The 15,356-nt window shown below is 60.7% G+C and carries 11 protein-coding genes; 4 read left to right on the top strand and 7 right to left on the bottom strand.

What is annotated here, in order from left to right:
- Entirely contained in the window at positions 1–1,215 is a 1,215-nt protein-coding gene (locus tag FJW04_RS19980) for a glycosyltransferase family protein (RefSeq protein ID WP_140619064.1), read from the bottom strand.
- 1,639 nt (positions 1,216–2,854) lie between these two features.
- Here FJW04_RS19980 and FJW04_RS19975 point away from each other — a divergent pair.
- The 4 genes from FJW04_RS19975 to FJW04_RS19960 all read left to right on the top strand — a co-directional run bounded on the left by FJW04_RS19975 (position 2,855) and on the right by FJW04_RS19960 (position 7,971).
- Positions 2,855–4,399 (top strand): HD domain-containing phosphohydrolase, encoded by a 1,545-nt coding sequence (locus FJW04_RS19975; RefSeq protein ID WP_246673921.1) that lies wholly within the window; start codon positions 2,855–2,857, stop codon positions 4,397–4,399.
- Between the two features lie 152 nt (positions 4,400–4,551).
- Complete coding sequence (locus tag FJW04_RS19970) at positions 4,552–5,196, top strand: ABC transporter substrate-binding protein (protein ID WP_246673920.1); 645 nt, start codon at positions 4,552–4,554, stop codon at positions 5,194–5,196.
- Between the two features lie 195 nt (positions 5,197–5,391).
- A complete protein-coding gene (locus tag FJW04_RS19965) occupies positions 5,392–6,750 on the top strand; it encodes a CHASE3 domain-containing protein (protein WP_140716151.1) in 1,359 nt (452 codons plus the stop codon).
- Between the two features lie 63 nt (positions 6,751–6,813).
- A complete protein-coding gene (locus FJW04_RS19960) occupies positions 6,814–7,971 on the top strand; it encodes a sugar ABC transporter substrate-binding protein (RefSeq protein ID WP_246673918.1) in 1,158 nt (385 codons plus the stop codon).
- A 211-nt stretch (positions 7,972–8,182) separates the two neighbouring features.
- Here the strand turns inward: FJW04_RS19960 and FJW04_RS19955 are convergent, their stop codons facing one another.
- The 6 genes from FJW04_RS19955 to FJW04_RS19930 all read right to left on the bottom strand — a co-directional run bounded on the left by FJW04_RS19955 (position 8,183) and on the right by FJW04_RS19930 (position 15,209).
- The gene (locus FJW04_RS19955) at positions 8,183–9,154 is read right to left on the bottom strand and encodes an ABC transporter permease (RefSeq protein ID WP_140619075.1); all 972 of its coding nucleotides are present in this window, start codon (positions 9,152–9,154) and stop codon (positions 8,183–8,185) included.
- A 3-nt stretch (positions 9,155–9,157) separates the two neighbouring features.
- On the bottom strand, positions 9,158–10,162 hold the full coding sequence (locus FJW04_RS19950) for an ABC transporter permease (RefSeq protein ID WP_140716149.1): 1,005 nt from the start codon (positions 10,160–10,162) through the stop codon (positions 9,158–9,160).
- Positions 10,163–10,164: 2 nt separating this feature from the next.
- Entirely contained in the window at positions 10,165–11,709 is a 1,545-nt protein-coding gene (locus FJW04_RS19945; protein WP_140716147.1) for a sugar ABC transporter ATP-binding protein, read from the bottom strand.
- A 54-nt stretch (positions 11,710–11,763) separates the two neighbouring features.
- Positions 11,764–12,744: an ABC transporter substrate-binding protein gene (locus FJW04_RS19940; RefSeq protein ID WP_140716145.1), complete on the bottom strand. Its 981-nt coding sequence runs from the start codon at positions 12,742–12,744 to the stop codon at positions 11,764–11,766.
- A gap of 99 nt (positions 12,745–12,843) precedes the next feature.
- On the bottom strand, positions 12,844–14,463 hold the full coding sequence (locus FJW04_RS19935; RefSeq protein ID WP_140661339.1) for a GMC family oxidoreductase: 1,620 nt from the start codon (positions 14,461–14,463) through the stop codon (positions 12,844–12,846).
- Complete coding sequence (locus FJW04_RS19930) at positions 14,460–15,209, bottom strand: FCD domain-containing protein (protein ID WP_224641807.1); 750 nt, start codon at positions 15,207–15,209, stop codon at positions 14,460–14,462. The genes FJW04_RS19935 and FJW04_RS19930 overlap by 4 nt, the downstream gene beginning before the upstream one ends.
- Between the last annotated feature and the right edge of the window lie 147 nt (positions 15,210–15,356).

Here is a 15,356-nt window from a genome sequence, read left to right as displayed (position 1 = left end):
TCAGTTGGTTCCTTCAACGACCGAAAGGTGATGGCCGGCCCGCCGGTCGAGCAATTCCGCGACAATCTCGGAAATGTGAGGCAGCCCTTCTAGCGTCAGATGCGGATTACTCTGTGAGGGGCGGGGCCGATCCGGCAGCGCCACGAGGGCATCGGCGAATCGCTGGGAGTCCTTGGCTTCGTGCGGCAAAAGCAGCTCGATGAGGCCGAGTTCGGCTGCGCGCCGAGCGCGAATTAGTTGTTCCTGACGTGGCTCGATGCGCGGCACGATCAACGCCGGCTTGTCGAAAGACAATATCTCGCAATAGGTGTTGTAACCACCCATGGCCACCACCGCCTTAGCGCCGGCAATCAGGTCTTCCATGCGGTTGTCGAACTCGATCATCTTGATGTAGGGGATCTTGGCCCCCTTTTTGAGCAGCTTGTTGCGCTTGCGGGCCGGCATGTAAGGCCCAAGCACGATCAGCGCCCTGTGCTGCAGTTGCGGATCCTGCTGATAGACATCGATGACGTCGTGAATCAATTCGGCACCGTCGCCGCCGCCGCCGGTGGTGACCAGGATATAATCGCCCTCGGGCCGGTGGCCGGGCAACTCGTTCCGCTGCAAGCTTCGTTGCAGGAAACCGACGAAACTCATCTTTGCCCTGACAGCCGGCGGCACATCCAGGCCGGTCAGCGGATCGTAGAAATCCGGCGGCCCGTAGACCCAGACCTTGTCGTAGAACAGGCCAATCTTGCGCATCACATCCCTGCGCGCCCACTCTGCCTCGAGCAGGTGCGGCGCATCCATCACCTCGCGCAGGCCAAGCACCAGCGTGGTGCCACGCGTCTTGAGGTAGGACAGAGTATCCTCAATCTCACCGCGCAGGCCGAGCGGTTCCTTGTCGACAATGAAGATATCCGGCCGGAAGGTCTCAGCTGTGTGGCGGATGATCGACTGGCGCATCCTCAGCGTCTCATGCAGATCAATATCCTTTTCCAGCGAGGTGTATTCGCCGTTGCGCAACTTGATGACGCTGGGGATCTTCACGAAGTCGACACGGGCTCTGTAGTCGAAGGCGCCAGCGATAGTCGCACCCGAAATGATAAGCACCTGAAGTCCGCGGAAATCCTCCACCAGCGAATGCGCGATGGTCCGGCAGCGCTGCAAGTGGCCAAGCCCGAACGTGTCGTGGCTGTACATGAGAATTCGAGCGTTTTCTGTGTGCTGGGTCATTGTTGAAAGTCTCTTAGAATTCTCGACTTGAGGGACCGTGAGCGACGCGCCGCTTCGAAACCATCGTGGCTGTGAAAAATGAGGTCGCCATTCTCAAATGTATCGCTTCTGTGGAACTCCTGTCAGACAGGCCTCCCGATTGTCTGACTTCGAAACTTGCCGGGTAGGGAATGTCGCCTTGCGGGAGCGGGCCGAGACTCCCTGTTGAAGTTTGAGGAGGGATCGAAGGGGGCGTGGTATCCAAAAGATCGGCAGAAATCATCCCTCTTGATTCCAATAAGTTTCGGTGTCTCCAAACTCGATTGGATCGGAACGGTGAAGGCGAATTCCGCAATCCTGCCCGTATAGCCGATTGATTGGTCGCCAGGCGTCGCACGGCCGAAATCTGTTGTGGAACTCACTTCGTGCGCCATTGCCCTTGGTCTGGGGGGACCAAAGGTGCTGCCCATCAACCTCTTGAGGGGCGGTCTGATTGTGATTCACCGACCAGAACTGAGTCATCTGCCGCCCAAGCTAGCCGGAATTTCAGCAAGAATCGAGTGGATGCCATCGCTGGCAACACACCGCCCGCAGGTGGGGTGTGCAAGACCTGTGCTTGTCGATCGCCAAGGCCCCCATTTATCTCGCAATGTTCCACCAAGACCAACCCAATTGACCATGCCGCCGAGATGGCTCGCGACCATTTGGTGGCCGTTCATTGGCCACAATGTCCGTTTTTCCCAGATGCGCCAATGCCACCGGAGCGCCTCACCAAGCTTGACCCCACATCTGCTCGCCCCGGCGTCTACAAGTGCAACGAATGGCCTGCCATTCCCTATCAGGGTCGGAACGGTGTTTGAGCGAGATCGGCCCGCACAAATGGATGCTGGGTTGGCACCTCAATGCCTCTCCCAAGAAAGCCGTGTCCGCGCCCCAGCTACTCGGCGTCATCTATACACGGCATTCGCGACCCGATGTCGGAAAAGGTTAAGCCGTGGCCCGCTTGACGGCGAAGGCAAGATCGTAGAACGAAACCCACATCGGGGCGCGGGGACCGCGATTACCTTTCACCACAGCGCAACGGCCAGCCCGCTTGAAGCGCAAGATGACGCCGAAGGGCGCCGTTGTCGGTCTGGTCGAGCGTGATAGCAAAGCCCGCGTGTTCGCGTCCAGCACGCCACCAAGGCCGTTGTGCGCGGTATCCTGCTGCGCAATGCCAACCGTAAATCGACGCTCTACACCGACCAATCGCTGCACAGCATGACCGGCGAGAGGGGTTGCTAACCCTGTTTTCTTTGGGTTCCAATGCAAACGGCGGTGATTTTCCCGAATCACCGCCGTTGATGCACCCAAGCCACAGGGAAGGACGGGCTAGGCACATGAGAATGCGCAAATTAGACCTGCCGGCGAGTCCGTCAAGACGTCCGTGGCGTTACGCATGAAAATACCCAATGGGTGGAACATTCGAAGTCAAATTTCACTGACCCGATAACGACGACCCAGACCGCCGCGGACGGGCTCCAAACGGTCGCTGCCCCGCCCTCTCCAGCATGCACATCCGGCTCAGACTTCTGCCCTTGGTGTTAGGGGCGCGCTAGGATAGCATATCTGCGGATTGGGGTATGCGATGCCAGAAGTCTCGATACGCCGAGCGGACTTCATGATGGTCCTCGCTTATGCATCGGACCTCGCGACAGGCCATTCCCGCGACTTCGCCCTGAAATCCTGCGTGCTTGCGATGCGGATCGCCGAGCTTGCCGGCCTTTCGGAGCAGATCCGGCGCAATGCGTATCACCAGTCGATGCTGCGCTATGTCGGCTGCAATGCCGACACGGACCTTCTGTCGGCCACCTTCGGCGATGAAATTGCGTTGCGCCAGGATCTCGTCGGTCTCGACATGGGCAACCGCGCGGAACTAGGCAGGGTCTTCGTACAGGCCTTCAAGCGGCTTTACTATGATCTCGACCCCGATGCGCAGGCCAAGGCGATCGAGGCCGCGATGTCGCAGGCTCTCGCCGTGGCCCGCCCGGTACTCACCGCCCATTGCGAGGTTGCGCAGCGGATCGGCGTGCGCCTCGGCCTGTCCGACGAGATCCGGCGCAATCTTGGACAAATCTACGAACGCTGGGATGGCAAGGGCCTACCGCGTGGGCTGAGCGGCGAAGACGTCTTGCCCGCCGTGCGCCTGATTACTTTGGCGCAGGATGCTATTGCGCTCAGCGACGCGGCCGGCATCGACGCGATGGCCGAGACCATCGCCAGTCGTGGCGATGGTGCCTACGAGGCGGAGCTGGCCCGGCTCGTCGCCGCCAACGCCGCCGTGCTGATGGAGGGCATCGGCGCGACGGTCGACCGCGAGACGATCCTGGCGCTGGAGCCCGACCCGCCGGTGACGCTGGACGAGGCGGCTTGCGACGAGGCTTTCCTTGCCGTTGCCGACATGATCGACATGCGCATGCCGTTCACACAAGGTCATTCGCGGATGGTGGCGGAACTGGCCGAGGGTGGAGCACGACGCCTCGGGCTGCCCGAGCCCGATGTCCGCGCACTGCGCTGGTCTGGATGCATCCATGACATCGGCGAACTGGTGGTGCCGGTGGCAACCTGGATGCGGAACGGGCCGCTATCCGTCCGCGAGCGGGACGCCGCACAGTTGCACGCCTATTACGGCGAGCGGGCGCTGGCCTCGTTCGGTCCTCAGGGCGATGCTATTGCTGGGCTCGTGCTTCGCCATCACGAGCGCCTGGACGGCTCGGGCTATCACCGCAAAGTTGGCGGCTCCGACCTCTCTCCGGCGGCGAGGACCCTGGCCGCCGCCGAAGCGTACCAAACTTCGCGGGAGGAGCGCCCACACCGCAAGGCGTTGTCCAGCGAGGCGGCGGCGGCGCAGCTGCGTACCTCTGTTCGAGAGGGCTGTATCTGCCCCGACGCCGCTGAGGCTGTACTGTCCTTCGCCGGACAGCCGTCGCGACGCCCGGCCCCGCGCTCGCTGGCCGGCATGACGCCGCGCGAGATCGAGGTGCTGCGTCTGATCGCCGCCGGCCTGACCGCGAAGGAGGCCGCGCGCAAGCTGCTTATCTCACCCAAGACCGCGGATCACCATATCCAGAGCGTCTATTCCAAGATCGGCGTGGCTACCCGTGCGGCCGCGGCGCTCTACGCGGTCGAGCACGGGCTGGTCAGGCCAGGCGAAACGCAGCCATAGGGAATACACCCCATGTGCGCCCCCTGCGGCGCGCGCATCCTAATCCTGTCGACGGACCAATGGTGGCCGCGACCGACAGGAGGAAATTCAATGCTTCTTGCAACGACGAAGGTGGCGGACGTTGACCGCTTCATCCACATCTTTTCCACCAAGTGCGCGCCAATGGCGGCGAGATCGTCGGCGAGGAGTATTTCCCGCTCGATACCGTCGATTTCCGACGGACGGTGCAGCAGATCATGGTCAGCGGTGCCGATGTCGTGTTCAACACCATTGTTCCGCCGGGGCTGACGCCGTTCCTAGATGAGTTGCATAAAGCTGGATTCGGCAAGCGCGGCGGCAGGATCGTCTGTACCTATTTTGACGAGAACTTTCTCAACCTCGTCCCGTCCGAGCAGATCGAGGGCCTCTACAGCTGCCTCGACTACTATCAGGAACTCCACGATCCATATGGCCGCGCGCTTTTGAACCGCTACACAGCGCGTTTCCCCGGCAGCGCCATGTTGACTGCAGGCAGCGGCTGCACCGGCCATTACCGGGCGATCAAGATGTGGGAAGCAGCAGTGAAGGAATCCGGCACCCTCGAGCAGGGCGCCGTCATCGCGGCGCTCAATCATGCTCGGATCAGCGAGGGACCAGGTGGACCGGCCGAAATGGTTCCCGGTCAGCACCATGTTCGCATGAACATGTACATTGCGCAGGCAGAGCGCCGTCGATTCCGGGTCGTCAGGAAGCTGGGTCCGATCGATCCGAACGAGCGCGTGCTGACGGAAGAATTGCAACTGAGCAACTTGAGGTGAACTGCGCAGACCTCGATTACTGTTCTTCCAATCGGCGAGGGTGGCTCGGTAATGCTGCCCTCGTCATCCTTTTGTCGGGCTCCCGGAACAGGCGGCGCACCCAGTGGTGAGGGAGATATCGCTTGCTCCCCGAGCGCCTCATTGGCCGTTACTACATGATGGCGCACGGAGGCGAAATCGGGCAGGAATGTGCTGATGTCAGTTCCCAGCCGTAACCTTGTCCGATTAACGTCCGCCTCCCTGCTCATAGGTTTTGCTGCGCTCATGGCTATCGTGGTCACAAATTTCTGGCTTGGCCAGAGAGCGCAATCCTACTTCGATGATGCGATCGCAGCGCGAAACACCCGGGTCGCGGCGGTTGAATTGAGAAATGCAATGCAGACGGCTGAGGCGTCCGAACGCGGTTTCGTGATCACCGGCAACGAAATCTATTTGGGACCATATCAAACAGCCAAAGCCCAAGCGCAGCGCCACCTCGAAGCGCTGCAGACGTTGCTGACTTCCTATCCCGACTCCCAATCGACGCTGCACCGGCTCACCGCAATCGTTGCCGCCAAGTTCGGAGAGTTCGATCAGACGATAGCACTCAAGCGCGACCAGCGTGATGCAGAGATCTCAGCGTTGTTCCGAACGAACAGAGGTAAGGCTCTGACGGACGAAGCCAATGTGTACTTCTCGGGTGTTATCGGGCGGGCGGATGACCGACTTACATCCGGTGTCGCCGAGCAGCGTGCCAACAGCGGATGGCTGCGGCTTGTTTCTGCAGTCGGCGGGCTTGTCATCGTCGTCGTCGTTGCCGGGGCTGCCTATGCAGCCGCTCGTTACACCAGAGAACTTCGCAAGACACGCGACGAGGTCAATGCACTCAACAGCGACTTGGAACTACGTGTCAGCACCCGAACTGAAGATCTGGCAAGGGCCCGCGACCGGGCCGAGGTGCTTCTATCGGAAGTCAATCACAGGGTCGCGAACAGACTGGCACTGCTCTCATCGCTTGTAACTCTCCAGTCAAAAGCAGTCGGGGATAATGCGTCAAAAGATGCACTGGCCGAAACCCAGGACCGCATCTTCGCGATCTCGCTGGTGCACAGGAGGCTCTACAGTTCTTCCGATGTCCGCTCGGTTGCCCTCGACGAATACCTTGCTGGGCTGCTCGATCACCTGCAAACGTCGCTTCGAAGCCAGGGACATGGCGTAAGGCTCTCCTACGAGGTAGATCCGATCAAACTCGAGACAGATGCCTGCATCAACCTTGGGGTGGTGGTCACTGAACTCGTTACAAACGCGTTCAAGTATGCCTACCCCGATGGGGCGGGAGACATTCAGGTACGGCTCACAGCACTGCCGGGCGAACAAGCGGAGCTGCTGGTCGAGGACGCCGGTATCGGGAGGGCCGAGGGCCTGCCCGCCAAAGGTACAGGGGTGGGCAGCAGGATCATCAATGCCATGGGTGTCAGCCTTGGCGGCAAGATAGAGTATCGCAATCTCCAACCGGGGACCGCGGCTCATTTGGTGTTTTCGACAAAACCACGGCGTGCTACCGCGGTTTTGTAGATAGCTGAGCCACTCAGTAGAAAGTTACCGTCAAGCGAATGCGCGTTGACGAGAGGAGAAACGGTGTTTGGTCTAAAGAGGAGGACTGCCCGGCTGCTCGGCCAAGCGATAGCTCTGCTGCTCATTTCCTCTATGGCCGGGCTTGCTTCGGCGCGCGCCCAGGAAGGTGCCCCAGGCATCACTAGGCGGGCGGTGTTTCCCGTCTTCGACCCAAATGCACCCTCATGCAGTGCCCCGGTCGGCCTGAGCAAGGTTTTGGCCTATGTACAGGAAAACGACCGGGACTTTTTGCAGGGGGTTGATCACGGCCTATCCCTGGCGGCAGTAAATCGCGGCTTGGGGTATCGAAGAGTTCTGGCTGAAAATGACGTCGGCAAGGCCATAGACCAGGTTCACTCTCTCGTCGCGGCGAGGGTTGGCGCCATCGTGGGCACGTCTTCGGATCCGGTGGCTTTCGGCCCCTCGCTTCAGCAGGCGATCTGGTCGGGAGCGTTTGTCGGCACGATCGTGCCTCCACCCGCGACGTTGCTGCTCAATGCTCCGCAATATCGTACAGGCAAGGTGCTAGCTGACGCAGCGATCGAGCACATCAAGGCCAAGCTCGGCGGGAAGGCCAAGGTCGTTCTGCTGACCCAGGACACCATGGAGTTCCTGGCCCCTCGGTTCACGGCAATGCGAGATGGCCTGAATGCCATTCCCGGCGTGACAATCGTAGCCGACATCGCACCGAAGCCGGTCAACAAGGAAGGAGGGTTCGCCACGATGCAAACGATCCTTGTCGCCAACCCCGATGTCGACGTGGTGCTTGGCGGCGATGCCGTCGTGCTGGGCGCGCTGGAAGCATTGCGCGCTGCCGGCAAAGACAGGCCGGATCAATTTCTCGGCGGAATTGATGGCGAGCCAGAGGCGGTTTCTGAAATCAGAAAAGCGGACAGCCCCTACAAGGCGAGCATCGCCTTGTCATCACCGGTTTTCGGGTATGCCATGGGGCAGTTTGCGGCCGATTGGCTCGACGGCAAAAGCATCCCGCAGGCTATGGATATCCTTCCCATTGCACTGACACGCGCCAACCTTGAGTGGTACAATGCCGACTTGCTGGATCCAGCCTCAGTTTACGCCGATCCAGCACGCCGTGATCACTACCTGAAGATGTATGGAAATATCTGTTACGACAGCCGCAACGAGTATGTGAATTTTCCTTGGTCGTCAGAGCTGAAGTGATCTCTTGGCTTGAGGGTCGGCGTGTCGCACGATGGAACCCGCAGCAGAGACGGGTAGCTCAAAAGCCAGTTATGGGTACAAGGCACAGCCGCGATCACGGCCGTGAGGCCCGACAGGCAATTCCTGTCCGGGGGGCGGGCTCCCCAACTCGCGTTCAGAGGGTCGAGGGGTAAGTTAGCAACCACACGAGGATCCACGATGGCGGAACTTGTCACGACGGCGCCCGAACACGCTTTCCCGCCAGCCTCGCTTGAAGAAGGACGACGACAAGCAGGAATAGTCCACGGATTACGGATTGCCAGTACGCTGAGAGCGAAATCCAGCCCATACCGTTCTCAAAGTTCAGGATGTTGAAAAGGATGCCCAGCAGGAGGACGCCAGCAAGCGTGGTCAACACCGAGCCCGAGCCGCCGGTGAGCAGCGTCCCGCCCACGACCACCGCCGCGATAGCGAAGAGTTCCCAGCCGACGCCCTCGATCGGTTGGCCGGCGCCAAATTGCGAGGCAAGGATGACGCCGGCCAACCCCGCGAGGCCGCCGCTCGCGGCATAGACGAGAAACTTGACCCGGTCAGTGCGCAGTCCCATCAAGCGTGAGGCGTCCTCGCCACCGCCAATTGCCAGCACCGTGCGTCCTGCGCTGGTATAGTTCAAGCAGACGGAGCCGATCACATAAGCGGTTACCGCAATCACCGCCGGGACAGGAAACACCCAGAAATTTCCTTGACCAATCCTGGTGAACCCTGAGGCGTAAGATACCGAGACGGTTTGATTGCCGGCAAGCAGCAGCGCCGAGCCGCTGGCTGCCAGCATCGTGGCGAGGGTTGCAATAAATGGCATCAGCTTGCCGCGGGTTATGAGGAAGGCATTGATCAGGCCCGCGGCAAGCCCGACGCCCACGCCGGCCGCGAGCCCTGGGAGCATCCCAAAAGGACTTGCCAATGCGGAGGCGACACTGCCCAAGGCGGCTACGGAGCCAACGGACAGGTCGATGCCGCCGGTCATGATGACGAAGCACATCCCAAGGGCGACGAGCGCGAACATCGAGTTATAGCGCATGACGCTCATGACGTTGAAGAAGCCCAGGAAACGATCGTAGCGCAGGAATCCGAACAGAACGAGCCCCGCAAGGGCAACCAGCACACCGTAGGTGCCGATGATGCGGACAAGATGGGCGCGGTTCACGGCCTATGTCCGATGCTGCTGCTGTAGCCAGACAGCAAGTGCGATGATGATCGCCTTCACCACAAGCGCCGCAGCGTCGGGCACCCCGTTGGCAAGCAGGGTATATCGAACGAGCTGGATGGTGAGCGCGCCGAGCAGGGTACCGATAATGGTTGCCTTGCCGCCGCTGAGCAACGTTCCGCCGACGGCGACCGCGGCGATGGCATCCAGTTCCATGCCCGACCCGACAAGATTTGCGTCACTTGAGGAGTTGATGGCGATGACGATGAGTCCGGCCAGCCCGGCGCAACTCCCGCTAATGGCATAGACGGACAGCTTGATTTTGGGGACGTCAATGCCTGCGAGTTCAGAAGCCTTTTCGTTGCCGCCGACCGCAAGGATACTACGTCCGAACACGGTGCGTTTCAGGATCCAAGCCGCGCCCGCAACAAGCATCATCATGATGATGACCTGAGCAGGTATATTGAAGGGGCGGGCAAGCCCAATCCATTGGAATTGTGGCACGCGAAATGTCTGCAAGTTGCCATTGGTCATAACTTGCGCGATCCCTCGCCCGGCGATGAACAGCACCAGCGTTGCCACTATAGGCTGGATGCGGAAGCGGGCGACCAACCAGCCGTTGAAGAGACCAAACAAGCTGGCGACAAGGATCGACGCGCTCATAGCCAGCGTCACTGCTACGTAGATATTATCAATCGGAAAGATCTTGCCCATGAAGATCATCGGAGCCAGCGCGCCGGAAATGGCCATCAGCGAGCCGACCGAGAGGTCGATGCCGCCGGTTGCGATCACCAGCGTCATTCCGACCGCAACGATGACGATTGTACAGACCTGCGTGAGATTAACGTTGAGCGTCTGCATCGTCGCGAAGTTCTGGGTGTAGGCAAGATTGAAGGCCATTAGCAGCGCCAGCACGATCACCATTCCGTAGCGTGCCAGAAAGCCGAACAGATCGAAGCCGCGCGTCCCGGTGTCGCTAGCCGTTGAGGGTCTCGTCAGCTCGGTCACGCTTACACCTCCGCCGGTGAACCGCCATGCGCCATGGCTGCGATGACGTCCTTTTCGTTGGCGGCATCGCCTTCTAGCTCGGCCACGCTGATACCTTCGCGCAAGACGAAAATGCGGTCCGCGCCCTCGATCACTTCTTCCAGTTCAGAGGAGATCATCAAAACTCCCAATCCCTCATCGGCGAGCCGTCGGATGAGACGCTGGATCTCGCCCTTTGCACCGACGTCGATGCCGCGCGTCGGCTCGTCAAGGATAAGCAGCTTCGGATTCATCGCCAACCAGCGGGCAAGCAGGACCTTCTGCTGATTTCCGCCGGAGAGTTCGCGAACCCTCTGGTTCGGGCCGGAACATTTGATGCCAAGTTCGCGGATGAACCGCTCGACGATTTCACGCTGCCGCGTCTCGCTCAGGACACCGTTGCGGCTGATCTTCGGCAGCAGCGCAAGTGTGACATTCTCCGCCACCGTCATTTCCGGCACGATGCCCTCGGCCTTGCGGTCCTCGGTGCAGAAGCCCATGCCCGCGGCGATGGCATCGGCCGGGCCGGCAGGGCGGTAAGGCGAGTTCTCTATCGTCATGTCACCGGCGCTGAGGGGGTCGGCCCCAAACACAAGCCGCGCTGTTTCGGTGCGGCCGGCGCCAAGCAGGCCCGCAAAGCCTGCAATTTCGCCACGACGTACGTCGAAGCTTACACGGCGTACCGACTGTCCGGCGGCAAGGCCGCGCGCGGAAAACAACACATCGCCTAGCTTGGAGCGATCGCGCTCGCCGAAGGCTGTTGCGTGACCCTCGACCACGGAGACATCGCGGCCGAGCATCGCCGCCACCAGCTCGAGCTTGCTGATGTCCTCCATCTCAGCGCTTCGCACCGTCCGGCCATCGCGCATGATCGTAACCCGATCGCAAACCTCGAAGAGCTCGTCGAGCTTGTGGCTGACGAAAATGACGGAGACGCCCTCGGCCTTCAACTGCCGGATCACGTTGAACAGAACCGCAACCTCACGCTCGTCAAGGGAAGAGGTCGGCTCGTCCATAATGACGAGCCGGGCCGAAAAGCCGATTGCTCGGGCGATCGCCACCATCTGCTGGGTGGCGGTGTTGAAATCGCCGAGCGGACGGCGCACGTCAATGAGGATCGAGAACCGGCTAAGCAGGCGTTCCGCATCCGCGTTCATGGCAGACCAGTCCAAGAGGCCGTAGCGGCGTTTCTCACGACCGAGGCAAATATTCTCGGCCACCGAGCGCAGCGGGACGAGATTGACCTCCTGGTAGATGGTGCTGATGCCACTGAGCTGCGCCTCGTGCGGCGAGCCGGCCTCGAATGGACGGCCCTGGAAAAGGGCCACGCCGGCGTCCTTGCGATGGTAGCCCGTAAGCACCTTGATCAGGGTGGATTTCCCCGCCCCGTTCTGGCCGATGAGGGCGTGGACTTCACCCGCACGGACCTGAAGCGTGGCCTCGGTCAGCGCCGGGATGCCGGCAAATTTCTTCTGGATTTCGCGCATATCCAAAAGCAACCGAGCGGATTCAACCGGCTGAGCGGTCATGGGCCAAGCTCCGAATGGCCCGCCCGCGGATGTGGGCAGGCCATGAAAGTGCAATCAAAACGCGATGTCGAAATCCCTCTTGGCGTTGGTGGCGTCAAAGAAGTGATCTTCGTTCTTGATGAAGGGCGGGATTTTCTTGCCGGCGGCGTAGTCGGCCATGGTGGCGAACGCCTTCGGCCCAAACAGTGGGCTGCATGCGCAAATAGCGCCGATTTTACCGTCGATGATCGCCTGCACGCCTTCTTTTTCCCCGTCGATCGACAAGATCAGGACGTCCTTGCCCGGGGCCTTGCCGGCAGCTTCCAAGGCGGCAATGGCCCCCAGGGCCATCTCGTCGTTGTGGGCATAAATAATGTCGGCGTCGGGATGCGCCTGGAGCAGCGTCTCGGCCACCTGGCGGCCCTTGTCGCGGGCGAAGTCGCCCGACTGGGACGCCAAAATCTTGAATTCCGAGTGCTTCGCGATGAAATCGTCGAAGCCCTTCTTTCGGTCGGTCGCTGCCGACGCGCCAGTCGTGCCTTCGAGTTCGATGATCTTCGATTTACCGTTGGCGTTCTTGACCAGCCATTCGCCGATGCGGGTTGCCTCCTCGATGAAATCGGAACCGATGAAGCAGACATAGTCCTCGCCGGGCTTTGCCATCGTATGGTCGACGTCACGATCGATCAGGAAGACCGGGATGCCGGCATCGCGGGCGGCTAGGACGACCGGCACCAGCGGTTTGTCCTCGCGCGGAGGCAAGAAGATAGCGTCGACGCCCTGTGCGATCATCGAGTTTACGTCGGCGGCCTGCTTTGCAGACGACCCGGCTGCGTCGGTGTAGACCAACTGATGGCCGAGCTTCGCGGCCTCGTCGTGCATGCTCTTGGTCTCGGCCAGCCGCCAGGGATTGTTGCTTTCCGTCTGCGCGAAGCCGACCTTGTACTTGTCCTTTTTGGCAAGTGGCGGAAGCGCCGCGAAGGCCCGCGATCCTAGTGTGAGTGCCGCGGCGCCAACGGCGGAGCCTATTAACAATTTCCGACGGGTAATGATCATGCTCTTTCCTCCTTGATTTGTCGTTTTTGACGACTGTGAATGTTCCTCACCATCCTTGCATTGGCGGCTGCCCGCTTTGCCTTTGGATTTCCTTGGCCGCTATGCCGCCTCCAGGATGAAGTCGGCGCAGCGGTCGCCCAGCATCATCGCCGGCGCGGCCGTGTTGCCGGCATTGATGTTAGGACAGGCCGACATGTCCGCGACCCGCAGATTGTCAATCCCGCGCACGCGCATCCCAGCGTCCAGCACCGCCATCCGATCGCTGTCGGGGCCCATCCGACAGGTCCCGGCCGGATGGTAGTTCGTCTTGACGAACCGCTTGCAGTGCTTCGCTAAAGCCTCGTCACTGTCTTCATTGCCTGCCGGCACGGCTATGGCCTTCACGCGATCAGCCAGCGGTTTCGTTCGGAATGCCTCGAGGAAATAGCGCTGGCCCGAGATCATCTCCTTCATGTCCTCTGGGTGTGCGAGCAAATGAGGAGAAACGACCGGCATGTCCTTTGGATTTGCCGAACGAAGCTTCACAAAGCCGCGCGACTTTGGCTTCACAACCACCGTCGTTACGGTCAGCCCATAGGTATTGGCGACCAGCGTGAGGATGTCGCGGTCCAGGTACACGTGCGGCACGCAAAATGCTTGGATCGTCGGCTCGCCTTCGGGATCGGCAGGATTGACGAAAGCTCCCGCCTCGACGCCAGCAGACAGGATCGTGCCGGTGCCGAAAAGCTTGAACTGCAGACCGTTTCTGACCATTCGCCAGCCTTGGCCCTGCTTGAAGTAGCCATAGGATCCGTTGGTGGTGGCGATGATCGGCACCTCAGGATGGTCGATCAGGTTCTCGCCGACCCCTGGCAAGTCGGCTGTACAGGCGATGCCATGCTGCGCAAGCGCATCGGCGGGGCCGACGCCCGACAGCATGAGAAGTTTCGGCGAAATCAGCGCGCCTGATGAGATGATGACGTCGCCGTCGGCATAGGCGGTGTGTTCTGTGCCAGAGGAATCCACATAGGCGACTCCTCTGGCGCGCTCGTTTTCGATCATCACGCGGCTGACCGCACAATTCAGTCTCAGGGTGAGCCTGGGATCACGCAATAGAGGCTCGATGAACGCATAGGCGGCACTGCTGCGTTTTCCACCGCGGTTCGTGAACTGGTAGAAGCCTACGCCGCGCTGCGAAGCTCCGTTGAAATCATGGTTGTAGGGCAGTCCCAGCCCTTGCAGCGCCTGCACGAACCAGCGCGAAACATCGTCAATATAACCGGGGTCGGAGACAAGCAGGGGGCCGGCGGTTCCGTGCAACTCGCCGCCAAGGCGGTTGTTACCTTCCATGCCGGTGAAATGCGGCAGCACGGCCTGCCAGTTCCAGCGGATACCGGCATTGTTGCCACGCAGCAATTCATCCCATTCGTCATAATCTGCGGGCCGGCCGCGCATGTAGACCTGGGCGTTGACCGAAGTACCGCCACCCAGCACGTTGCCTTGCGAGATTTCGTGGACGCGGCCGTCGAGGTGCGCCTGAGGTTCGGTGCGATGATAGCTCATGAATTTTGAGCCGTTGATCATCTTAAAAATGCCGGGCGGCATGTCGAGCAGCGGATGGCGGTGCGAATGCCCAGCCTCCAGCAAGAGAACCCGCCGGCCCGCTCTCACCAGTCTGGCCGCTACAACGCAGCCCGACGCTCCGCCGCCCACGACAATATGATCGTAGGACCTCGTCATCCTTCCTGTCCGTCAGGTGTTTCAAAGGTTCCGCGGACATATTCCCATGCCGAGGCAAGATGGTTGAGCAGGGCCCGCTCGGCACCATCGGGGTCACGCTCGATGATCGCGGCACAGATGTCACGATGGCTGAGGAAATTCACCCGATTGCGCTCAGGCGATCTCGGCATGCGCAGCCAATGCGGGGAGAGCCAGGCGGTAAACGCCTTATGCACGGCGGGCAACACCGGGTTGCGCGCGATGTCGTAAAGCACCGCGTGAAACGCCACATCGGTGGCATAGAAGTTCTCGGAGTCCGGTATCGCGGCCTCGTTCACCGCAAGTGCCGCCCTGAGCGCTGCGACATCGTCCTTGCGGGCGCTGATCGCGGCACTGCGAGCCAAGGCCGCTTCCAGGAAGACGCGCATGTCGTACAGGGTTTTCACGCCGGCCTTATCGACCAACAAGTGGCCGACCATGCCTTCCAGCGCGCCAAGGGCTGTATCGAGCCCCGGACGACGGGCCACCGGGCGAAAGCGGGGGCGCGCTTCGACTAGCCCCCGGCTTGCCAGCCGGGCGATTGCTTCGCGCACCACGCCACGTCCCACGCCGTATAGCGCCATGAGTTCCCGCTCAGCCGGCAGATAGCTGCCATCATCAAGCTTTCCGGAAATGATGTCGCGCTCGATGCCCGCTACCATGATGTCGGCCGCGCGAGCAGATCCGACCATCGCCGGCGCTCCCCGATGCTGTTCCGTCTGCAGCAAGCCTGATCTCCATGTCGCACCTCCATTAAGGCGCAAATCGGACCAAAGCACAAGCAGCTACGATATTTCGTCGGACCAAAATGGCGGCTGCCCGGCTTTAACGTTGCAGTTAGGCCATTTCTGATGCAATTATGGTCGTACCAAATT

Source organism: Mesorhizobium sp. B2-7-3, from assembly GCF_006440715.1.
Lineage (GTDB): Bacteria > Pseudomonadota > Alphaproteobacteria > Rhizobiales > Rhizobiaceae > Mesorhizobium > Mesorhizobium australicum.
The sequence above is the reverse complement of the archived record's forward strand: the minus strand, read 5'-3'. Positions and strand labels throughout refer to the sequence as shown.